Genomic DNA, 23,901 nt, shown 5'->3' on the forward strand with positions numbered 1-23,901 from the left:
TGTTCGGTTCAATTGGTGGCATGGGTAAGAGACGCTCATGCCTGAAAAACAAATCTATTGGATAGTTAAGGTGCTATTATGTAGCATTTTGGCTGCCTTTTATACGATATTATCTGTATGCCGACTTAGTGCGTAAAGTGATGGTAGCTGGCGCCAAACCGTAGGCAGTGGCAGTAAAGGTGATCATGCCTGGCGAACGCCCGGCCTGCACAATGGCCAAGCACAACCCGTGAAATGCTTTACGCTGCGGTTCTTTAAATGATTCCATACTGGCTTGTGCGCCGTTATCCACACCGGCCAACTGGGCCTTGCCTTTAATGTTGAACCGCACTAGGTCATCGGCGTTAGGCACTATATTGCCTGCAGCATCCACCACCTTGACCGTAATGAAGGACAGGTCCTTGCCATCGGCATTGATGATCTTTCGGTCGGCCTCCAGTACGATGCGTGCGGGTTCACCTGCTGTGCGTATCACTTCAGTAAGTACCGTGCGGCCCTCCTGGCGCGAAACGGCCTTTAGTTCGCCCGGCTCAAAAGGCACCTTCCATACCACGTGGAGGTCATCACCCTGCTTTCTGCGTACGCCTAACGAGCGCCCGTTCAGGAACAGTTCCACCTCGTCGGCCTGGCTGTAGTAGGCCCAAACGTCCACCGTCTTGCCTGCTTCCCAGTTCCAGTGAGGCAGCAGGTGCAGTACCGGCTTGCTGGTCCACTCGCTTTGGTACATGTAATACACATCCTTAGGGAAACCTGCCAGATCCACTATGCCATAGTAAGAACTACGTGCAGGCCACGGATAAGGCACGGGTTCGCCAATAAAGTCGAACCCCGACCATACGAACTCGCCTGACAGGTAGTCGTGCTTTTTGATGATCTTCCAGGTCTCCTCGTGGGTAGAACCCCAGTAAGCGGCCACGTTATCATAAGCGGATACCGCAAATTCGGCATTGCCCTGTGTGAACTTGGCCTTAGAGCTGGTGGGCCAATGGCGGGTACTGTCGGTTGGGGTATCATAATAACCACGGGTAGCATAGCCCGAAATGGTCTCGGCCGCTATGAACTTTTGACCCGGGTAATTTTTCGGGAAATCAGCATAGGTCTCGGGGTGATAATTGAAACCCAGTATATCCAACGCGCCCGACTTGTATATGAAGTTCTTGTTCCCATCGGCCTCACTTAACGCCGAGGTGACCAAACGGGTAGTATCTAATTGCTTTATGATGTTGACCAACTCGCGGGTGTAGGTGATGCCCGTGCTATCGAATTGCTCACGTATCTCGTTGCCGATGCTCCACAAGATGATCGAAGGGTGGTTACGGTCGCGCAATACCTGGTCCTCCAGGTCGCGCTTATGCCACTTTTTAAAGTCTTTGGCATAGTCATATTTGTTCTTCTTTTTGGCCCACATATCAAAGGCCTCATCCATCACCAAAAAGCCCATGCGATCGCACAGATCTAAAAACTCCGGCGCCGGCGGATTATGCGACGTACGGATCGCGTTGCAGCCCATGGCCTTCAGGATTTCCAGCTGCCGCTCCATGGCACGCACATTTATGGCGGCACCCAGGGCACCCAGATCATGGTGCATACACACACCTTTGATCTTCATCCATTGCCCGTTCAGGGTGAAACCTCTGTCCTTATCAAAGTTGAAGGTGCGCACGCCAAAGGTGTTCTGGTATTTATCGATCACCCGCTTGCCTGCTATCAGGCTATATACCACTTTGTACAGGTAAGGGTCATCTACCGACCATACGTGCGGCTTACCGATCACCACATTTTGGGTCACCAGGGCGGTGGTATCATCATTACCCACCTGGGTAACGATAGAGTTCATTACCTGCCCGCCTTTGTTCAGGATAACGGCTTTCAGTTGTAACCCAGGCTGGTTCACCACCACTTTAGTACGCAGCCTGATGATGGCGTTATTAGAGTTGACCTGCGTGGTCACATAAGCCCCCCAAACCGGTAGGTGCGATGCCGATGTGGTGGTTAGCCACACATTACGGTATATCCCGGAGCCACTGTACCAGCGCGTATTGGGCTGTGCAGAGTTGTTCACCTTTACTGCGATCACATTCTTACCGGTCCCGAAATTCAAATACCGCGATAACTCGTACCGGAAAGAGATATAGCCATTAGGGCGGTTACCCAAATGATGCCCGTTCACCCAAACATCGCTATTACAGTAAACGCCATCAAAGTCGATGAAGATGCTTTTATCCTTAGCCGATAACGGCATAGTGAATGTTTTACGGTACCAGCCAATGCCTGTGGGTAGCCCTCCCCCGGCCTGACCGGTCGGGTTCTTTTCGTCAAATTTACCTTCGATGCTCCAGTCGTGCGGCAGGTTCAGCTGACGCCATTGGCTATCGTTGTAACCGGGTTCCCGTGCGGTGCTGTCATCACCGAGGTAGAATTTCCAACCGCTGTTGAAAAGCCCGACCTTGCGAGGTGATTGCGCGTGGACGGAGGTGAGAGTAAAGAATAAGAGGACAAAAAGAATGACTTTGTTAAATGGCATTATATTGGAACTTTATCGTCATTGCGAGGAACGAAGCAATCTCTGAACTATATATGGCCGACAAGCCTACGCAGAGATCGCTTCGTTCCTCGCGATGACGGTGTGGAATAACAAATTTATTTCTTTTTGACCTTTGGCGGTGGCGGCGCAGGAAAACTTACTTTGCTTTTGCCCATATCTTTGGAGGTGGCTACCGCGATACCGCGCTGATCGGCCTTGTTGACCGCACAGTAGAAGTGATACACCACGCCCTTATATTTGACCACGCATGATTTATGCGCGAACATGTTATCGTAATCTTCGCTCGACCTGACCAGGTCATCGCCTTTCCATTCGGTCCAATTTACCAGATCGTATGAGCAGGCAAAACGGTTGAACGCGCCCCCTTTATCCTTCCAGAACGCACCAAAATAGAACATTACCCAAACATCGCCGATCTTTTGAAAATAAGGGTCGCCGGTGATGCCCACATTATGGTTAAGCAATGGGTTATGAGGATAACGCTTCCAGGTCACCATATCGTCTGACGTGGCCAACCCGACGCGCTCGGCGCCGCGCTTTTTGTTCACGCTGTCGCCATTGGCGTTATAATACATCAGGAACGGGTGGCCGAGGCTCTTGGTCTTATCCCAGATCACTGTCTCTTTGTACATGGTGTGGTTATCCCACCATTGCACGTTAGCATCGGTCGACATCAGAACCGGTTTTCCCAGGCGCTTCCATTCGTGAGCCACCGATGGGTCTTTATCGGTAAAGGCCATACTGATCGACAGCAGACCCTTCTCGTAACCCGTGCTACTACCACCAAAATACGACATCCAGTACTTGCCGTTGTATTTTGCCAACTCGTAGCTGCCGCCCCATTTGGTATCCTGCAATCCAACATAGCCGGCTTTTTGGCTGTTATCCCAATCGGTGCTGTCACTGCTGAACGACAGGATACGTCCCTGCGTTGTCCAGTTGAGCAGGTCGTCGCTTTTGGCCAGCCAGGTCTCATAACCACGGCCATTGAAGATGATATAGCTCATGAACCATTTACCGTTCTTACGGAACACGGTAGGGCAATCGGCCTTGTTGGCGTTATCTTCCGGAGCGATCACCATACCATACTTGTAAGGTGTTTTGATCTGCTCGTATATTTGGTTCATAACCTTTTCGGGCACATCCATTTTACTGGTCTGTGCGCTTGCCGATCCGGTGATCAGTACCACCAAAGCAACAGTGAAATATTTGATCTTGCTATGTAGAAACTGCTTCATTACAGAGAACTTTCGTTACTTAAATTACTTTTGGTCTTTCGTTTTAACACCCTCCCTTCCCGGGGAGGGCCGGGGTGGGGCTTATTCTACCACTAAGTGGTACCTGCCCGACCCCACTTTTAACTCCGCCTTACCATCTTTCCATGCCGCGGCTACAGGCTTGCCGTTCATTTGCACTTTATCGCCTTTGTTAGCAGGCAGGTGTACCGATGCCCTTGCATTGGCCGGTATCTCCACGTCCAGCACGAACTTTTTGCCTTCCTTTTTCCAATCGCTGCTGATCATGCCATAGGGCGAGTTATAGCTGGCTTTCGCAAAGGTCACATCACCTACCGGCTCGGGCCGTATCTCGATATGCCTGAAACCTATGCCGGTGGCATCGTCAGGTTGTTTGATACCCGCCAGCCCACTGTAGAACCATTCCATTAAATGACCCAGCATCAGGTGGTTATTGGATACGCCCGGCAGCGCCTGCCATGACTCGGTGAGTGCCGTGGCGCCTTTGGCCAACTGGTAACCGTAACCGGGTACATCGCTGCGGTTGTTCATCTCAAAGATCACATCGCTGCGGCCGTTGTCGTCCAGCACCCGCAGCAGGTAACGATAACCGATATCGCCGGCGGTAAGGGCATTGTTACGGGTGCGAATGTCCTTCACGATATTGTCCAACACGGCGGCCTTGTCCTTAGCATCTAGCAGGCCACAATACATGGCTATGGCGTTAGCGGTTTGGCTGCCGGTGCCATACTGTTTGGTGCTGGCGTCAAAGAAACTTTTGTTGAACGATGTCTTCACTTCGCCCGCCAGCTTTTCATATCTAACAGCATCGGCACTTTTGCCCAGCAGGCGCGCGATCTGCGCTATGATTTGCAGATCATAATAGTAAATAGCGGTGGCGGTGATACCCTGCGGCGTGTTCTGTGATAAGCCGGGCGACTTAGGCCCGATGTCGAACCAATCGCCCAGTCCCTGGCTCAAAATGTTATCTTTTGCCATACCGTTGAGGTAGATCAGGTAGCGCTCCATCATGGGGTAACTATCGGCCAGTACCTTTTTATCGCCATACCATTGGTAAACGTACCACGGCAAAATGATCGAGTTGCTCCCCCACTCGGGTGAATCGCGGAAGATGCCGCCGAAATTGGTGAACTCGGGCGCGATCTCGGGCACTAAGCCCTCGGGCGTTTGTGCCACCTGCATGTCATTGATGCACTTACGGCTCAGGTTGGCAATATCATATATATAGCGGATGGATCCGCCTACCAGGTGCGCTTCTTCCAGCCAGCCCAGTTTTTCGCGGTGCGGGCAGTCCGTAAATACGCTGGCCATGTTACTTTTAATGGCCCAGTCGATCAGCTTGAACGTGCGGTTGAACAACTCGTTAGAGCAACTGAAGTTACCCACAATGGCCGAGGCGTTACGGGTATGCAAGCTTTTGATAGCGGTTATCACGGGCAATTGATGAGGGTTGGCACTGCCACTGCTCACTGCATTCTCTACCTGGGCATAACGGAAACCGTAATAGGTGAACCGTGGTTGCCAGGTCTCTTCGCCGGTGCCTTTCAATATATAATCGTAATAATGCGGATTCCCTGAACCTTTTTGATCGATCGTGCCCTCTTTGGTCAGCAGCTCGGCTGGATAGATGCGGACGGTGTCGCCCCTTTTGCCCTTTACCGTGATGCGCACGATGCCCGACAGGTTCTGCCCAAAGTCATACAACACGCGGTTCGTCATCATTTTTGGCTTGAAGGTGGGGTCCTTGCTTTTAGTGGCCTGACCGGTAACGCCCGGGCCAAGCTCTTTGACCGTTTTTGGCGCGAACTGCTCGAACACCTTCAACGGTTCAGCGATCTGCGCATCAAGTTGAGGTACGCCTTCAACGACCATCGCCTTTTTCCACCTGGCATCATTAAAGCCTGGCTTGTCCCATCCGGGTTGCTCCAGGTTGGCGTTATAGTCCTCACCGCCATAAATGCTGGTGTACGTGATGGGGCCTGGCGCGGTGGTCCAGCTTTGATCACTAATCACGTTATCGGTAGTACCGTCAGTGTACTCGGTCACCAAACGGCATATCATCTTCGGATATCCATAAGCACCGGTGAGTTTACGATAACGCGCATCACGTGGGATAAAATAGAACCCATTACCCAGCATCACGCCAATGGCGTTACTGCCTTGTTTGATCTGATCGGTCACATCAAAAGGCACATACAGCGCCTGTTTATCATAGCCCGTCCACCCTGGGTCCAGGAAATGGTCTCCCGTCTTTTGTCCGTTAATACTCAACTCAAAATGGCCCAGGCCAGATATATAAATCGTAGCGCGTTTCACCGCCTTAGTGACCTTGAACTCTTTACGCAACAGGGGCAGCACATCATTGGCAGGTCCGAGCTTTTTGGGGCCGCGCAGGTGGATGAGCGGGGTGATCTTGGACGAGTCGGGCAAGCGGTCGTAGGCTATCCATTGTGCACCTTTCCAGTCGGCTTTGCTGGGCAGGCCCATTTGCCAATGCGCAGGCTTGCTCCAGGCGGAAGTATGTTGCTGGTTATCCCAAACCATCACCTTCCAGTAATAAGTACGGGCAGATGCCAATGGTTTACCCGCATACCCTACCTGTATAGAAGCCGACGAGCTGACCTTTTTAGAATCCCATACATCGCCCTTATTTTGATCAAGCAATGTTTTGTTAGATGCCACCAACACCCGGTAGGAGGTTTGAATGATGTTATGCCCCGTACTTTGCAGTTGCCAGCTCAATTTAGGCGAAGCCTCCTCGATACCCTGCGGATCGCTCTTATACTCACATTGCAGCTTGCCGACCTTGAGATCTTGAGCCAGCGCAACAAATGGGAGCAGCAGGAAGAGGATAATTATCTTATTGATCTTCATGGAGGTGTTATTGCATTTCGATGCCCGATATACTCAGCGCCTCGGCATTAGTAGCGGTGATGATCACTTTGTAGTTGCCGGCGTTGATGCTGGTACCCGTTGTGGTAGCGATGGTACCTGACTTGCCTTTGGCCACCGGCTTAAAGGTAAGGTCTTCCTGCTTCATTAAAGTGCCATCCTGCGCGCGGAGTTCCATTTTGCCGGTCAGCGTTCTATCACTGTAGTTATAATATTTGATGCGCAAGGCATACAGATCGGCCACACCCGGTGTGATACCAATGGCCACTGATCCCCCCGAAGAGTTGGTGAAACGTACCACTTTTCTACCTGCCAAAGTATCGCGCACTGCATTTCCCTGAGCAACGGCATCGTCGGCACGGAAGGTCACGGTCTTGCGCAGGTCGGTAGCTGGTTCAAGGGTCACGTCGGGTAGCACCGCAACGGTGTACCTCTGCGTACCCGCATTAGTGCCCAGGGTAACTTGCTCACCTTTTTTAAAGGCTTTACGGTACACGTTCAATTTGTTGTTGCCTGGTGCATCGGTCAATATTGATAGTCCGCTTACCTCGTAGCCTTTCAACCAATCGGGGCACTGATCTGGCACTGCTTCCATAGCTACATGCACGCTGCCATCCTCGTTCATAGTGAACTGGGCAATGTTGTTGGTTGCAGAAGCTGTACGTATCCACTCGGCGCCGTACAGTGCGGGAGGCAACGCATTGATGGTGACCTTTTGACCACCTGCATATAGCTGATCGCCGATATCCAACCACGAAGTTACCTTCCATGATGATGGTGCTTTGAGCTGGCTAATAATACTTTGAGGTTGGGGTGCCGCTTTGATGTTGCTTTTGGTAGAACCGATAGCGATGGCCGAGATGATAGCTTCGCCCGCGGCCACATCAGGGAACGAGATGACGAGTTTGCCGCCGGTCACCTGTGCGGTCACGGTCTTTTTAAGGGCATGGTTAGTGCCTACCTCTTTCCAGATGTCCAGATCGCGGATCACGGTGCGATCGTTAATGGCCACATCAAATAGGCGCCAACCGGCGGCGTTCATTCCGCCGCCTATGCCGTACCAGGGTTCATTAAAGTATAGCTCCACCAGGTAAGTACCATCCGGCAGCGGGAACTCATACTCAAGCTTTTCCATCCCATAACGGAAACTCTGGAACAAGCCACCCGTGGCCGTTCCTTTCACGGGATCGAACGTGCGCTGCTGACTGGCAAAGAAAGCCGGCATACCTTTAAAGTCATCGGTCCATGAGGTGGAACCCCACGTACCTTTTGTTAAATGACCATCTGCCAACCACAGGTTGCCGAAACTGTCTTTGATCTCAGGGCCACCGCAATTGACGCGATAGATATAGTTGATACCTTTTAACGGCTTTAACACATCATTAGATGAGCTTGTCAGTTGGGCAATATGCGGTGCTTGTGGCAAATGGTTCAGCACGATGATATCCTTAGCAACGGCCTTGCCGTTGACATAGCCGACCGCATATAGTATATTGTACTTGATATTCGCACCGTCCCACTGAAAGTGTGTACCAACGCCGCCCTGGCGCTTGCGTTTGCCTAAAGAGGTGTGGTCCACATCGTTGAAAAGTTCTACCTCATCGCAATTAGAGTATACGATGATGCTATCTTTTTTGCCGGGCTTGGTCCAGCGGTTGGGCCAGGTATGTGATACGATGTAGACCATCGGCTCCTTGTCCTTTGGTGCATAGTTGGACCGGTACATGTAGAACACATCCAACGGCTGCCCCCATGGGGTGAACAGTCCCTTGTAGTTGATCGGCCCTACCCTATCCAGTTCGCGCAAACCTTCGCCGCCTTGTATACGGCCAGGATTCTCGTGCGAGTAAAGCAGCCAGTGGTACTGACCGGCCACTTTATCCTTTACCGACTCGGCCAAACGCACCTTGGTCTCCATGAGCTGGGTCATGCGGTCCTCACTTACCGAGCCGTTGGCCACAAAAGGGCCTTCGGTGTGCAGCTCTAAACTGCGCCAGGCACCATACTCGCCGATCAAGATCTGTTTTTTAAGGTCCTCGCCGTAGGTGTTGGGGTCGCCGCCGTAGGTGCCGGTCCAGTTCTGTGGCACGTCCCAATCGGTGCCTTTGCCGCCATTGCAGGTGGTCACCTTGCGTTGCGACGATGCCGTATGATCTAAGCTGCGTATCAGCTCGGTACACTCACGGGCGAAGGCCTCGGGCAGTTTGCTTTCGTTCTCCAAACCCCATAGCGTCACCGACGGACTATTACGCCTTTCCTTCACCCAATCAACGATCAGTTTCTTGTAGTTCTCTTTAAATTCCGGCGTATCATACCAGATATGCGCCGAGAATTGCGGCCACCATAACAGCCCCATCTTGTCCCAATATTGCTGATAGGCCAAATTATGCGGTTGGTGCGCGTCGCGGAAGGCATTGAAACCGGCCGCATGCAACTGCATCACACGCGCTTTGATCTCCTGTGCTGTGAACGCGTGGCTCTTACCCATCAAATGCTCGTATTCGCCGATACCGTTAATGAATACCAGCTTGCCATTCAGGTAAAAGCGACCATCGCCATTGATGCCCATGCCCCATTTGATCCAACGGATGCCATACGGCGTGGTCTGCTCGTCGATCAGTTTACCGTTCTGCTTGATCTGGGTGCGCAGCGTATACAAATAAGGTTGCTCTAACGACCATAGCTTAACGTTCTTTAACCCGGCAAGGTCTTGTTTAAGGGTAGCGGCTGCCTCTTTGTTCAGGCTCTGTGATGCTTTGGCGGTAGCTACCGGCTTACCTGAAGCATCTGTCAGTGTATTGATGACCTCAATGTTGGCAGCTTTGATACCATAGTTCTTGACCTCTGTTTCGATATGCAAAGTGGCCGATCGCTCCATGGCGGTAGTATCGTTCCATACATAAACACCGAACGGCTGTATGCGTATAGGATCAGTGGCTATCAGATGCACCGGGCGGAAGATGCCCATAGGCTGAGAGCCCTCTGAAAAGCCCACCTCGTCAGAACATCCGCCGCAAACCCAGGGCAGATCTTTAATATTAGCCGGATGATCGGCCTTTACGGCCAGCAGGTTGGGTTTACCTAATTTGATCGCATCGGTCACATCAAGCGTGAACGAGGTACGGCCACCGGCGTGTTCACCAACCTTTTTGCCGTTCAGGTACACAGTGGCGTATGAACTTACTCCTTCGAACCACAAAAAATACCGTTTACCGGCTTTAAGTGTTGTTGGCGTGAACGCTTTGCGATACCAGGCATAGCCATGCAGGTTGCCATGCTTGAGCCTGCGGTATCCTTCGTATCCATCCCAATTGTGCGGAACGGTCACTGCTTTCCAGTTGGTGGTCTTGAACGCTGGCTGTTCGAAACCAGGGTAAGCATCAGCTTTGGTCTCGCTGGCTATGGTGGTCCAGCCGTTGTTCAGGTCTATCGACTGGCGTGTGGCACTCTGCGCCTGTGCGCCATGGCCAAGCAACACAAGCACAGCCGTTGTGGCCGCAAGCTTACCCATGTCGATATAGTGACGTAACTTCCAGATCATGTTATATTTTTTGCAGGTTGCCATTCAGCTGATAGGTGGCCCCTTTTTGCGTATCAAATTTGATCTGCTTACCCGCATAATTCACAATGCAAGGCTTACCCGCTGTTGAAGTGATCCGAACCTTTTGCAGTTCGCCGTTCTTCCAGTCAATATTCAGCACAAAACCACCGCGGGCGCAAATGCCTTTCACGCTACCATTGGGCAGGGCTGTGGGCAGGGCAGGCAACAGGTCAAGTGTACCGAACTGGCTTTGCAGCAGCATCTCGCCCACGCCCGCCGCAGCACCGAAATTTCCATCGATCTGGAACGGGGGGTGCGCGTCGAACATATTATGGTAAAGTCCTCCCCTGTCCTTACCGCCATCAGGCGATTCGGCGGTGGATAGCAGCCTGTTCAATAATTTGAAAGCGTGATCACCATCGTGCATGCGTGCCCATATGTTCACCTTCCATGATATGCTCCAACCTGTACCGTCATCGCCCCGGTAGTACATGGAGCGCTTGGCTGCCTGCATCAGTTCAGGCGTCCGTTCGGTGATCTCGGTGCCCGGGTGTACACCCCACATGTGTGATACATGGCGGTGGGTATCAGTAGTATCGTCCTTATCTTCCAGCCACTCCTGCAACTGGCCATATTTGCCGATCCTGTTGGGTGCGATCTGCGCATATTTTTGCTGCAAAGTTCGAGCAAATGCAGGATCAAGGCCTAATAAAGCAGAGGCTTTTGAAGTATTCTTAAATAGTTCGCGAATGATCTGGTGGTCCATGGTAGGCCCTGCCACCAGCCCGCCATGCTCGGGTGAGTTAGATGGTGTACTGATCAGGTAACCGGTCGTGGGGTCCTTCACTAAATTAGCGACGAAGAATTCGGCAGCACCTTTCATGGCCGGGTAAGCTTGCGAACGTAAAAAGGCCTTATCCTGCGTGAACTGATAATGCTCCCACAGGCTCTCGCTTAACCAGGCCGCGCCCGGTTGCCATATGCCATGGTTGGAGGCATTCACCGGTGCTGTACCGCACCATATATCGGTGTTGTGGTGCAATACCCAGCCCGGTGCGTTGTAATGTTCTTTAGCGGTGGCATGTTCCGTCTGCTCCAGGTCGTTCACCATGTGGAACAGCGGTTTGGTACAGGCTGAAAGGTTGAACATCTCGGCCGACCAATAATTCATTTGCAGGTTTATGTTGGTGGTGAACTTGCTGCCCCAGGGCGGGGTAAGCAGATCATTCCAGATACCCTGCAGGTTGGCCGGCAGCTTACTGTCGGGCCTTGACGACGAGATAAGCAGGTAGCGGCTATATTTTACGAACAAGGCCACCAGTCCTGGGTCATCCTTACTGTTAAATTTGGCTATGCGCTCATCAGTAGGCAAGCCCTCATTTTGGCCTTTGCCCAGCTCGATATCAAATGTATTGTAGTAACGCTGATAGTCGGCCACGTGGGTTGATCTAACCGCCGCATAACTTTTGGCTTTGACCGATGTGATGCGTTTCTTACAGATCGCATCAGGATCGCCGGTCACGTCATGATAGTTCCTGAAGCTGGTGGCCGCTGTGAGGTATAGTGTAGCACTGTTGGCTCCGCTGATATTGATGCCGTTATTGGCGATGCTTAGTTTACCACCCTGCCTGCTCACATGCAGGTAGGTCACGCCTTTTAAAACACCATTGTTCACCTTAAGGTTGAGTGCCAAAGTGCTTTCGTTGACCTTGCGAATGGTATATTGATGATGCAACGTGGTCAGCCCTATTTTCAATGTCAGCTGGCCGGGCTTGCTGACCGCCAGCTGAATGGCCATGGCCTTGTCGGGCGCACTCACCAGGTACTCGCGGGTGTAGGTAACACCATTTTGCGCGTACGATACATGCGCGGTGGCATTGGTCAGGTCAAGATCACGGCGGTAATTGGTGACCTCTCCTTTTGCAGCGAATTGAAGATGCAGATCAGCGAAAGGCTGATAGCTGGCATTATATTTTGGGTAAACCGGCGCCTCGCCGTCCTGAATAAAATATTCCCACTGCCCGCTCAAGGGTAAGGCTTCAGCTTCGTTTCCCTGCGGATAGATCTTGATCTCTTTGGCGTTACTGGTCAGTCCACCTTTATCATTAAAGTTGAGTACCTGCACGGCGATCACGTTACGTCCGGTATGCAGCTTGGATGCCGGGATCACGTATTTACGGTAGGCCGTTCCATTAGTGGAGCCTACCCTTTCACCGTTAAAATAGGTAACGTCCATATCGCGTACTCTTCCTAACGACAGCACCACGTCCTTGCCTTTCCAGCCAGCGGGTATCTCCACATAACGGCGGAACCAAACGGTCCCGTCCAGTCCTTCCAAACCGCGGGTAAGTTCCCATCCCTGCTCCGTTGGCAGACTGATGGTCTTAATGGTCGAGGGGTGAAATAGTTCATCCTGCGGACCATAATAGCTCAGCATGGTGTTGACCCAACGAGCCGAGTCCTTCGCGTAGTTCAGTTCGTTCTCCTTCAAACCCATGAACGCCTTGCCGGCCAGGGCTTCCGCCTCCTTTTGCTTGCCCTGGGCGATCAGCGCGCGGATCTGGGCTAAATATTTGTAGGCTCCTTTACGCGCGTAAGCTCGCGGAGCACCGTTCCAAAGCGTGTTCTCGTTAAATTGTACCCTATCGTTCTGCACATCGCCGTATACCATTCCACCTATGCTGCCATTACCGATAGGCAGGGCATCGGTCCATTTTTGGGCAGGTGCGTTATACCAAAGCTTGCTATTGTTTTGTGCTGATGCCTTAAAGGTGCATAGCACGGTAAAAAGCACCAGTGGCGCTTTGTTCCATAGCTTTTTAAGCTTGTGCGATACGGTACAACGGTTCATGACGCTTAATTAAATAACCATCTCAGATCTTTGATATTGCCCGTGGTACTCAGCCCGGCATCATATACCGGCACCGGCTGGTCCTCGTTAACGATACCCAGCACCAGGCAAATGCCTTTAGCCAGCGTAAGCGTGTTGGTACCCGGCTTAAAGCTAAAGGTATGGATATTGACCGAGGGCATGTTAGGGATCAGCACCGCGTTCGACAGCTTTACATCGGCCTCGCCATGGTCATTGGCGCTGGCATCGGTCTCCAGTTGCGATGGCGACAAGTAGCGCCAGGTAGCCGGGTCGATATATCCGGTCTTGTTAAAGTAACCTACCAACACCTTTACCGGCCGGGCATTGGTGAACGTAATGGTAGTACCTTCTCGGTATTGTTTGTTGCGGTCAAGCTTCACGCCTTTCAGTCCTTGCAGTTCCTTGGCAAAGTCAGTGATAGTGGCTGCGGTATCGGCAAATGGCTGGGCGCCGTTACCGATCACATAGCTACCTTCGGCACCTGCCGTGATGGTCACGTTGGCATTGGTCAGGTTAGGTGAGGCCTTTTTATTTTTGGCAGCAGGCGAACGCAACGAGTCAATGTTCTTTTTAAAGTTGGCCAGCTCCTTTTCATAAACGGGTAGCAGCTCCGCCCAGGTCTTCATCTTGCCATCGTTACCCCCCACCGGGATCTTGCGTTGCTTAGTTTGCATGCTATTGGCATACAGGTAGCTGTTCTCTGTCAGTTTCACCAGTTCGCGGTAATAATTCAGGCTGGCCTCCATATCGGGAATAGCGTTCTGCAGGTCGCGAACATCATCCGTATATTTATACCTCAGGATCGATATGGCCGCTTTGATTTTGGCCGAATAGCTGTTGGCCATAGCCGCCTGGCAATACATATCGTTCTTGAGACGATCAAATTCTGTTTTATTTTTTTTGACACCCGGCGATGCTTTTTCAATGGCCTCGATAGCACGTTGGCCATAGCCTCTGATGTTCTCCATCACGGTCACCGGCGTTTCGCCTATGTGTGGCTGCTTCTTCCATTCTTTTTCGGCGTACTCGCTCAATATCTCGCCCTCGGGTGCTTCAGAATTATATAACAGGCTGAACAAACCGAACTTTTCGGGATTGGTGAACTGTGCCATCAGCATGCCCAGCGTCATGGTTTGGCGGTTACCATCTGTGATGCCCACGCGGCGCAGGATCTGGGGCGATATCTCGCCTGCCTCTTCGTATGCTTTCAGGATCTGTTCGCCTTGAGCTTGTGAGCAGCCGTACATACCGGCCAGCAAACCTCCCCAATATCTGACCTCTTCGGGGCGGGCACGATCGGCGTTCCAGGCATAGCGCGACCATTCCTTGTACCAGATCCAATCGCGATCGATCTGTAACAGGCGCGGGTCGGCTTTGTCGGCAGTATAAGGCCAATCCCAGTATGATGCTTGCGGGTACAGGTGCAAGCCGTTAGCCTCATAAACATTGTGCATGGCTTGTACGCTCTTCTGTATAAAATCGGCCGAACCATAACGGAAAGGCTCCAGGTTGGCCAGTATATGTACGTTCTCGATCTGTACGGTACCAATGCGGCTTAAGGTGCGGTGCAGGTCAGCCCACGGTCCGCGCGGGGTATAGGTGGTTAGCGCCTCACCATTGAATTTAGCCTCGGTGTATAGGTTCTTGTAGATCGGCAGCGCGGCCTTCATTACGGCAGGTGCGTCAGTATCGTGCGCACGGAGCACTATAGGCGGTTCTTCGGTTTGTCCTATCGCTTTTAAGCCGTCCTTTACCCCCGGTATGATCGTTTTGGTGAACCAGTCGATATCGTCCTGACCTACGCCCTCCATGGCCTCGCCCAAGGCCACCATTAAGCCAACGTGTGGGTACTTCTGCACAAAGGCGGCAATAGACTTGCGGGTATAATCGGCAATGATGGGAACGATGTGGCGGTTACGATCTTGCGTTTTCAGATCATTCTTTTCGGCAAAAGGTTTGGACACGATGATGTTATAGAACATCTGGATCACCCAGATGCCGCGCTTATCGGCCTCATCGGTCAGGAACTTGAATATCTCCTCGTTCTTTTTGAACGTAGCCTCATCCACCTCTACCGCATAAGGGTACTCCTTCACCCGCACCAGCGAGGCAAATGGGTGACCGTTCCACAGGTAAAGGGCATTCATGCGGTTATCGGCCAATGAGTCGAGGTAACGCAACCACAGGGCCTTGTCATAGAACCATGGGAAATTTTGAGGCGTATAAGGGTATTCATAAACGCCACGGCCAGGCAGCAATAGCGGCTTTTGTACACCGATGCAGGCTCCACGCATCACCATCTGCGGCTGATCGGTAATGTTGATCGTAGCCGGTAACTTACCTTGTTTTTTTATGCGGTCGGCCAGTTCGAGGCAGCCATACAACACCCCCGAATCATCTGTACCGGCCAACAGCAACCCTTTTTTAGTGGTATTGATGGCGAAACCTTCCTTACCGGGCTTGCGCGAAAATTGGATCTTATTGCCGGTGATGCCCGCTTTGATCAGCGCATCCTGCATGCGGCCTATGGTGATGATCGTACCGGTCGTAGGTGCCTGGTGTGCGATGCGTACCTGGTATCCTTTAGCCTGCAAAGCCTTTTGCACCTGCGTGGCTCCAAAACCTATGCGCACATGCGCTTTTGCCGGGGTAACCAAGGTCACCGATCGTGGCGGTGTGGCCGCTAATGTGGTAATGGCACTTAAACAATATAGAAATATCCAGAAGGATGCTTTACGCAAAGTGGTCATATCAATTCAGTGTGTTCAGAAAACGCGACCCTGCTTGCTGTAGTTGCTGTAGCATAAAGGCTCGTGGTTCATATTGGTTATAGCATGGTTGCCCGAATATTTCGATCTCCTCTTGAGAGGGGGTGTGGCGGGTGCAGTGTGATGGCAGGGGTGTGTTACCTCTTGAAAAGAACACACCCCTTGCCCCTCTCAAGAGGGGGATCTGATCTGCACTTACCTGATCATTCGGAAACTCGATGCTTTTTCAGGCTATTTGATCAGCTTCAAATCTATGTTTACCTGTCAAAATATTTGTGTAGCATTTTTCCATGCTACTCCAAAATATTAGCATGAATGACCAACGATCACGGCAGTTTAGTGATGATATGTTTCAGATCTTTGCTTTTGGCCAGTTGTTTCCCATCGGCGTAAATATATAGGCCGGCGCCTTGCTTGTACTTGTTACCCGTCTTGTCCCAACGAACGGTGATCTCGTGGCCGTGGTAAGGAACCTTATCTAAACAGAACCAGTCCCATAGGCCGTCGGGGATCAGAGGGTATACTTCCAGCTTGTTATCATCGCGGGGTTTCAGGCCCACCAGGTCGCTGATCACAATGTCGGCAAAGCCTGAGTGGTTGTAGTAGCTGCTGCGTGGATTGTCACCCTTGAGCCAGTAGCCGGTCTTTTCGTCCTGGTACTCGCCCAGATAAGGCAAGCCACGTTTGGTATGCGATGCCGCGTACTTATGCAACTCGGTATAGAACACCTGCTTGCTCATGCCGTCCTGGTGTTTGTAATTGGTGAGCAGGTTAGCCAGCCCTTTAAGCGTTTGCGTAGTGGCGAAAGGCCATACGGCACCATCCCACTCGCAGCCGTGACCGGTGCCATGGGTACGGAACAGCGGGTGACGACGTTCGGCCGTGGTGATACCCCATGGCGCATTGAAGCCTTTCTCGTCGGTCAGTTGTTCCCATTGCTCGGCGTATTTGACCTTATCATCAGGCAGGTTAAAGTACCAAGGGATAAAGCCCAGCTCTTCACGAGCATCGGCCAGTTTTCCTTTGGCCACTTGTTTGACTTTGAAAAAGTTGGCCTCATTGTCCCATAGCGTATCCTGCACCATGCGCTTCAGTTGAGCGGCCTTGGCCTGGTAACGGTTCATCAACGTATCATTGCCAAAAAGTTTGGCCATTTTAGTAAGGGCTACCGCGTTGCCATACATGTAGCTGTTGATCGTAGGCCTGATGTTCTTATCCTTACGGCCGCCGCTAATGGATTCCTCCATGGCATCGCGCACATCAAATTGCCAGAACATTTGGTTTGGCGCCATCTTTTCGGTCTCCCACTGGCGGTAGTCGGCATCCAGTACGGGCAGTTGCTTTTGCAGCGTGGCCTTGTTCTGGTTAACGAGGTAGTAGTTGTATACCGCATCCTGCAACCAGCTGCTGAACGCGTGCAAATGTGGCTTAGGAGTTTTAGGGTCGATATAGAGCCAGAAGTTGATGTACTGATCCAAGTATTGCGGGTCGCGCATCCAGCGACCTTCATAAATATGGTGGCCCAGGGCACTGCTTACCGTGTTGTACTTACCGGCATGGTTCACCTGTGTAATGAATTCCGTGAACACGAACCCATCAGGTGTTTGCTTCAGGTGCTTGCGGAACGCCCACCAACGGTAGTAGTAGATCTTCTCGATGGTACTATCAGGGCACTCGAACAACGGCGCGTTCTTGGACAGGAACTCATACGCCTGGTCATTGGTCACGTAGTTCTTTACCGTTTCGGTATCGATCTTATTGAACGACTCTACGTAAAACTTCAGCTTATCGGTGCCGAGGCCTGGTTTGGTTTGCGCCACACCAATGGCCGTGGTCAGGCCAAGTGCAAGGCTGAATATCGTCTTCTTCATAATAAAAACGGCCCCACCTAAATCCTCCCCGGGAGGGAGGACCTTTGGAACCTGAGGTAGTTCTATGGTTCACCCCCTCCCTCCCGGGGAGGGCCGGGGTGGGGCTATTTTACTCGTTCACGATCATGGCTTTGATCACGCCGTTGGCGGGGTCAAGCCAGCTCTCAAAATTATCGGCCACCTCGTTAAATTCTACGCGGTGAGTTATGTAGGTCTTGGGATCTACCAGGCCTTGTTTCATGCAGGCGATCACATGCTCAAAATCCTGACGGGTGGCGTTGCGGCTGCTCATCAAGGTCGATTCGCGCTTGTGGAACTCAGGGTGACTAAAGCTGAACGCCTCTTTTTGCAGGCCGATGAGCACGTAACGGCCACCATGGGCCAGGTAGTCGATACCGCCGTTGATGGCTTTCAGGTTACCCGTAGCATCGATCACCACCGAGGCCATATCGCCACCGGTGATCTCACGTAGTTTTTCTACGGCGTTGCCGTCCAGAGGGTTGATCGTATATTCGATACCCAGCTTATCCTTACAGAATTGCAAACGATCATTGCTTACATCCATGGCGATCACCTTACCACCGGCAATGCGGGCGAACTCGATGGTACCTAAACCGATAGGGCCCGCGCCGATCACGAGCACAAAATCGCCCTGATCAATGCCTGCACGGCGGATGCCATGGGCACCAATGGCCAATGGTTCAACCAAAGCCAATTCATCATAGGTAAGGCCTTCGCCGTGGATCAATGAGTAGGTGGGTACTTGCAGATAATCGCGCATACCTCCATCGGCATGCACACCGCACACTTGTATGTTGGCGCAGCAGTTAGGTTTGCCCGTGCGGCAGGCCACGCAATGGCCACAGTTAAAATACGGGATGAACGTTACGGCCTCTCCCACCTCAAAGCCCGGCGCGTTGCCGGTATCTACCAGCTCGCCCGAAAGCTCATGACCTAAGATGCGTGGGTAGCTAAAAAAGGGCTGCGTACCGCGAAAGGCATGCAGATCGGTACCGCAAACACCTATTCGTTTGATCTTGATGATGGCGTGATCGGCTTTGGATACCGGCTGCTCAGCTTCGCTATAGGCAAAGCTGCCCGGTGTGGTACAGGTCAATACTTTCATTATTATCAGGAACTATATATCAAGGTTATAAAATTTGATGGCGTTGCCACCCCAGAACTTCATTTTATCGGTGTCAGACAAGGCTTCGGTGTAATGGCGCACCATTTTGACCACGCGGTTGTAACCTCCCGCTACCATACACACCGGCCAGTCAGACCCGAACATGACGCGATCAATGCCAAAGGCATCAAATATCACATCCATGTACGGTTTAAAGTCCTCTTCTTCCCAGGTGTACCAGTTGGCCTCGGTCACCATGCCCGACACTTTACAATGCACATTAGGATGTTGAGCGATGGACCTGATGCTTTTTTCCCAACCTGCCACTTCGTGGTTCTTGATGTCGGGTTTGGCGATGTGATCGATCACAAAGGCCTGATCCGGGAACTCGGCCACCAGCTGCGCCGAAAAGTCGATCTGATCTGGAAAGATCAGGATGTCATAGGTGAAGCCGTATTTGCTTAACAAGCTGATACCCTTTTTGAACTTTGGTGTCAGCATCAGATCACGCTGCGGTTCGCCCTGCAGCACATGCCTGAAACCTATCATCTTGTCATGACGGCTGTAATGCTTCAAACGCTCTTCCACATCGTCGGCCTGCAGATCAACCCAGCCCACTACGCCTTTGATGAATGGGTAACTGTGAGCCAGTTCCAATAAAAAAGTGTTCTCTTTTTCGGTTTGGCTGGCTTGCACGGCAATGCAACCCTCAATGCGGTTATGCATCAGGATGTGCATCAGGTCGGGCGGCAAAAAATCACGACGGATGACATCCATGTCCTCCGTGATCCAGCTGTCTCTTACAGGGTCAAATTTCCAAAAATGCTGATGGGCATCGATCTTTATCATGGTAGTAGTAATGTTCTTATAGGTTATCCCACAACAATGGCGGGGTACATCAGCGGCATTGTTCAAATAGATCAAAAATTATCAACACATCATTAATAATTTTTGCCCGTTTGTTATAGCATATTATCATTAACGGATAACTTACGATCGGCCACTGAGCAAGATGTTCAAAATATTGAACCAAAGGTCCTGCCTTACGGCTTAGTTGCCCGGACCGGTAACGCCTTCGAAGCTTACGTTGCGACTATCACTAATGTCCACATTCACGCGGCTATTCCCGTTAGGGTCTATCTCGAACGTGAACTTATCGATCTTAGGGTCATCCTTGGGATCTACCACAATGGTCACGTTCCCTTTTTTACGCTGCTTTACGGCATACTGAAAGGTCTTGGTCACGTATTTCATAGGCGTCTCGTTACGTTTGGTGAGCACTGCCCCGTCAGAAGCGAAAGCACCATTATCATACTGGTTATCGAACGATGGCAAATAGGCCACCAACGAGTCGGCCGTCATTTTGATGTAGTAGTTATTGACCAGCTTGATATGGCTGTTGGCCGACGTGGCCTGGTTATTAGCGAAAGTAGCGTTCAGGGATACTTCCTTGCTAATGGCCGACAGGTTTGCGAACTTGGCCAAAAAGGTAAAGCTTTTACCATCGGCGAGCTTTTTAAGAGCCACGGCCTGCGGATCGGCGGCAGTTTGTGCTTTTACGAACAGCGTAGCAACGGCCATTAGCCCTGCGGTCATTAATAGTTTGATGGTTCTCATGATCGATATTGGTTAGTAAGGTTATAGTGGATCTAGTACACAACAATATACGCAAGTTTTATTTGATCTGAACATTAACGTTGGTGTATTTTGATACAATATAAAAGGCCGCATAAATGCAGCCTTTTATCATATATCTGTAACGCTATCGATTATAATGACACACCGCGTTTCCACGGAATGAAATCGTCCTGACCATGGCGTACGGCGCTGACCTCGATCTCGCCGCTGGCCACCTGGATCACATAATCCAATATACGTGAGCCGGCCTGCTCAATGGTCTCCTCACCTTCAATGATGGTACCTGTATTGATATCGATGATGTCGCTCATCTTATTATACAGCGCGGTGTTGGTAGCGATCTTGACCACCGGGGTGATCGGGTTGCCCGTAGGCGTACCCAAACCGGTAGTGAACAACACTACGTTAGCGCCCGAGCCTACCTCGGCGGTGGTACTTTCTACATCGTTGCCCGGGGTGCAAAGCAGGTTCAATCCGGGGTTGACCACTTTTTCAGGGTAATCCAGCACATCTACCACTGGTGAGGTACCGGCTTTTTTGGCCGCACCTGCTGATTTGATGGCATCGGTGATCAGTCCGTCCTTGATGTTGCCCGGCGATGGGTTCATATCAAAGCCCGAACCGGCCTCTTCGGCACGTTGCGCGTAGGTATGTACCAGGTCAACAAAACGGTCGGCATCCTCTTTTTGCACGCAACGGTCGATCAGGTTCTGCTCAACTCCGCAAAGCTCAGGGAACTCGGCCAGGATAACTGATCCGCCCAAAGCCACCAACAGATCGGAGGTATAACCGATGGCCGGGTTGGCCGATATACCCGAGAAACCGTCAGATCCGCCGCACTCTAATCCAATGGTAAGTTTGCTTAACGGTGCCGGCTGGCGGGTAGCCTTGTTGGCCTCGATCAGTCCGGCCAGGGTTTTACGTAAGGCCTGCTCGATCATATCCGACTCCTTACCTATCGTTTGCTGATCCAGTATGTACAGCGGTTTATCAAAGTTGGGTGAGCGTTTTTGTATCTCGGCCTGCAGGATCGATACCTGTGCGTTTTGGCAGCCAAGGCTTAGCACCGTAGCACCGGCCACGTTAGGGTGGGTGATGTAGCCGGCCAGCAAGCCGCAAAGCGTTTCGGCATCCTGACGGATACCGCCGCAGCCGCCCGTGTGGCTCAAAAACTTGATGCCGTCAACATTAGGGAACACACGGCTTTGCTGATCATCGGCATCAGAACCCGATATCTCGGTGTATAACACCTCATCGATACCGCCACCGGCCTTTACTTTGTTGATCAGTTGCTGTGCTTTGCTTTCGTATACTTTTTTACGACCGTAGCCCAGCGGTTTCAATAACGATTCCTGCAACACCTCGATGTTGCGGTTCTCGCAAAACACCATAGGGATCACCAGCCAGTAGTTAGCGGTACCCACCTCGCCGTTGCTGCGGTGAAAACCGTTAAAGGTGCGGCTTTGCCATGGACTTACGTCCGGCTTTTGCCAATCCATGTGGCTACCCTCATGCAGGGTGCTGTTGGCGGCATGCTTGATGTTGGCCGTACTGATCACACCACCCGCAGGGATGTGTACCTGCGCCTTGCCCACCAGTACACCGTACATAATGATCTCGTCGCCAGGTTCAAAGGCATTGATAGCCACTTTGTGTTTGGCCGGTATAGGGTCAACTGTGGTAACGGTATCATTACCGTAGGTGATCACCTCACCCACCGGCAGATCTACCAGCGCCACCAGTACATTATCATTAGGATTGATCTTTAAGATCTTCTGTTTCATATCTTCTCTTGTACTATTGATCTTCTGTTATACTAACGTTTCTTTGGCCAGGATATGTTGCGCACCATGAGCCTCTATCTGCTGCAACTGTTTTAACACCGCCTCTTTAAAACCGGGCAGTTGGGTCAGGTCGGTATCCCACAGGGTCTTGTTGCTCAGTATGCTGTAGGTCACATCATGCAGGTCATGGTTTTGCCAGGCTTGCGCAAAAATATCGGCCTGGCTATCGGTGATCACATAGTCGGCACCGTTGGCATGACCAATGTACTGGCCATTATCGGCCTTGGTACATTTCATGAACCTGATGAAGGCCGCAAAGCCGGTAGCGATGTGAACCGGGACCAGATCGCACATTTTGTAATGGTTAAGCAGTAACGGCAAAACCCTCATCTTGATCTTTGATGAGTATTGTGCCGAGATACTGATCCACTGATGCTCGATGGCCGGGTTGCGGAAACGATCGAGCACTTTGGCCGAAAATTCGGTAGCGGCCTCATGGTCTACATCATAAGGGATGGCCGGGGCGATCTCTTTCAGCATCAAATGTTCGATAAAGTGTTTGAAGCCGGCATCGTCCATGGCTTGCTTCACGGTACGGAAACCTGAAAGGAACGCTACAGCGCAGCTCAGGGTATGCGTGCCGTTCAGTAAACGCAATTTCAACTCGCGGAAGATCTCGATATCAGGTACGATTACCACGCCTTTATCTACCTGGGCAAAGCTCAGCACGTTCTTCACATGCTCATCGCCTTCGATAGCCCAAAGGGAGTACACCTCTGATACGATGCGCAGATCATCCTGGTAACCGCACTCGCTTTGCAGCTGGGCGGCCTGATCCGCACCGGGCTTACCCGGAACGATACGATCTACCAGTGAGTTGCAGAAATAGTTATGTTCTTCCAGCCAGTCCATAAAGGCGGGCTCGAGTTTATTCAAGTGTGCCAGCTCAAGCACGATGGACTCCAGCTTTTTGCCGTTATCAACGATCAGCTCAGATGGCACGATCACCAAACCGCTATCGGCGCTGCCGTTGAATGCCTGGTAACGCTCATACAATACCGCCAGTAACTTACCCGGGAAGGATACGGGCGGATGCTTGCGAATATCATCCTGTACCAACTGTATGCCCACCTCGGTGGTGTTGGATATCACGATCTGCAGGTCGGGGCTTTGAGCCACCTTCAGGATGGCATCCCAATCGGTACCGGCCGATAGCACACGGCTGATGGCCGAACAGATGATCTGCTCATCAACATGCTTACCCTCGTCGATGCCTTTGATGTGGAGGGTGTACAGGCTGTCCTGACGGTCAAAATCAGTGGCCGAACCGGTATCGGTAGATTTGACCACCACCACGCGGCCGTTAAATACGCCCTCACGATTGGCTTTATCAATGTAATAGTTGGGCAAACCGCGCAGCAATACGCCGGTACCGAACTGTAATACTTTTTCGGGCAGATCAAAGATCTTTTCATCTGGCATCACCAGGCCCTCTACGTTTATCTTGTTTAAATTATATCTGGAAAGGATCATTTTCTATCTATCGCACCTGCATTTACATTCAATTACCATTTGCCGTTGTCACCTTATCAAAACGCAGCGATCCGC

General features: G+C 51.5%; 12 protein-coding genes. All 12 read right to left on the minus strand.

Features of this window, described 5'->3' with window-relative positions; all coding sequences use genetic code 11:
* Nucleotides 1–109: 109 nt before the first annotated feature.
* The 12 genes from LLH06_RS18005 to LLH06_RS18060 all read right to left on the minus strand — a co-directional run bounded on the left by LLH06_RS18005 (nt 110) and on the right by LLH06_RS18060 (nt 23,826).
* Nucleotides 110–2,524 (minus strand): glycoside hydrolase family 2 TIM barrel-domain containing protein, encoded by a 2,415-nt coding sequence (locus tag LLH06_RS18005; RefSeq protein ID WP_228170678.1) that lies wholly within the window; start codon nt 2,522–2,524, stop codon nt 110–112.
* Nucleotides 2,525–2,640: 116 nt separating this feature from the next.
* Nucleotides 2,641–3,783, minus strand: coding sequence for a glycoside hydrolase family protein (locus tag LLH06_RS18010; RefSeq protein ID WP_228170679.1), 1,143 nt, complete (start codon nt 3,781–3,783; stop codon nt 2,641–2,643).
* Nucleotides 3,784–3,864: 81 nt separating this feature from the next.
* Nucleotides 3,865–6,675 carry a family 78 glycoside hydrolase catalytic domain gene (locus LLH06_RS18015; protein WP_228170680.1) on the minus strand — a complete coding sequence of 937 codons (2,811 nt, stop codon included), beginning with the start codon at nt 6,673–6,675 and terminating at the stop codon, nt 3,865–3,867.
* A gap of 7 nt (nt 6,676–6,682) precedes the next feature.
* A complete protein-coding gene (locus LLH06_RS18020) occupies nt 6,683–10,234 on the minus strand; it encodes a malectin domain-containing carbohydrate-binding protein (protein ID WP_228170681.1) in 3,552 nt (1,183 codons plus the stop codon).
* 1 nt (nt 10,235) lies between these two features.
* Nucleotides 10,236–13,085, minus strand: a complete 2,850-nt coding sequence (locus tag LLH06_RS18025; protein ID WP_228170682.1) for a glycoside hydrolase family 95 protein — start codon at nt 13,083–13,085, stop codon at nt 10,236–10,238.
* 5 nt (nt 13,086–13,090) lie between these two features.
* The gene (locus LLH06_RS18030; protein ID WP_228170683.1) at nt 13,091–15,856 is read right to left on the minus strand and encodes an alpha-d-galacturonidase; all 2,766 of its coding nucleotides are present in this window, start codon (nt 15,854–15,856) and stop codon (nt 13,091–13,093) included.
* A gap of 344 nt (nt 15,857–16,200) precedes the next feature.
* Entirely contained in the window at nt 16,201–17,745 is a 1,545-nt protein-coding gene (locus LLH06_RS18035; protein ID WP_228170684.1) for an MGH1-like glycoside hydrolase domain-containing protein, read from the minus strand.
* Nucleotides 17,746–17,854: 109 nt separating this feature from the next.
* Nucleotides 17,855–18,871 carry a zinc-binding alcohol dehydrogenase family protein gene (locus LLH06_RS18040; protein ID WP_228170685.1) on the minus strand — a complete coding sequence of 339 codons (1,017 nt, stop codon included), beginning with the start codon at nt 18,869–18,871 and terminating at the stop codon, nt 17,855–17,857.
* 12 nt (nt 18,872–18,883) lie between these two features.
* Nucleotides 18,884–19,720 (minus strand): amidohydrolase family protein, encoded by an 837-nt coding sequence (locus LLH06_RS18045; RefSeq protein WP_228170686.1) that lies wholly within the window; start codon nt 19,718–19,720, stop codon nt 18,884–18,886.
* A gap of 201 nt (nt 19,721–19,921) precedes the next feature.
* Entirely contained in the window at nt 19,922–20,488 is a 567-nt protein-coding gene (locus LLH06_RS18050) for a DUF4251 domain-containing protein (RefSeq protein ID WP_228170687.1), read from the minus strand.
* 152 nt (nt 20,489–20,640) lie between these two features.
* Nucleotides 20,641–22,293, minus strand: a complete 1,653-nt coding sequence (locus LLH06_RS18055) for a UxaA family hydrolase (protein WP_228170688.1) — start codon at nt 22,291–22,293, stop codon at nt 20,641–20,643.
* A 27-nt stretch (nt 22,294–22,320) separates the two neighbouring features.
* The gene (locus tag LLH06_RS18060) at nt 22,321–23,826 is read right to left on the minus strand and encodes a tagaturonate reductase (protein ID WP_228170689.1); all 1,506 of its coding nucleotides are present in this window, start codon (nt 23,824–23,826) and stop codon (nt 22,321–22,323) included.
* Between the last annotated feature and the right edge of the window lie 75 nt (nt 23,827–23,901).

The organism is Mucilaginibacter daejeonensis, from assembly GCF_020783335.1.
GTDB lineage: Bacteria > Bacteroidota > Bacteroidia > Sphingobacteriales > Sphingobacteriaceae > Mucilaginibacter > Mucilaginibacter daejeonensis.

Bases quoted from the DNA above. Each gene is read 5' to 3' on its own strand.
- LLH06_RS18005 (WP_228170678.1), bottom strand. From the start codon at position 2,524: ATGCCATTTAACAAAGTCATTCTTTTTGTCCTCTTATTCTTTACTCTC.
- LLH06_RS18010 (WP_228170679.1), bottom strand. From the start codon at position 3,783: ATGAAGCAGTTTCTACATAGCAAGATCAAATATTTCACTGTTGCTTTG.
- LLH06_RS18015 (WP_228170680.1), bottom strand. From the start codon at position 6,675: ATGAAGATCAATAAGATAATTATCCTCTTCCTGCTGCTCCCATTTGTT.
- LLH06_RS18020 (WP_228170681.1), bottom strand. From the start codon at position 10,234: ATGATCTGGAAGTTACGTCACTATATCGACATGGGTAAGCTTGCGGCC.
- LLH06_RS18025 (WP_228170682.1), bottom strand. From the start codon at position 13,085: ATGAACCGTTGTACCGTATCGCACAAGCTTAAAAAGCTATGGAACAAA.
- LLH06_RS18030 (WP_228170683.1), bottom strand. From the start codon at position 15,856: ATGACCACTTTGCGTAAAGCATCCTTCTGGATATTTCTATATTGTTTA.
- LLH06_RS18035 (WP_228170684.1), bottom strand. From the start codon at position 17,745: ATGAAGAAGACGATATTCAGCCTTGCACTTGGCCTGACCACGGCCATT.
- LLH06_RS18040 (WP_228170685.1), bottom strand. From the start codon at position 18,871: ATGAAAGTATTGACCTGTACCACACCGGGCAGCTTTGCCTATAGCGAA.
- LLH06_RS18045 (WP_228170686.1), bottom strand. From the start codon at position 19,720: ATGATAAAGATCGATGCCCATCAGCATTTTTGGAAATTTGACCCTGTA.
- LLH06_RS18050 (WP_228170687.1), bottom strand. From the start codon at position 20,488: ATGAGAACCATCAAACTATTAATGACCGCAGGGCTAATGGCCGTTGCT.
- LLH06_RS18055 (WP_228170688.1), bottom strand. From the start codon at position 22,293: ATGAAACAGAAGATCTTAAAGATCAATCCTAATGATAATGTACTGGTG.
- LLH06_RS18060 (WP_228170689.1), bottom strand. From the start codon at position 23,826: ATGATCCTTTCCAGATATAATTTAAACAAGATAAACGTAGAGGGCCTG.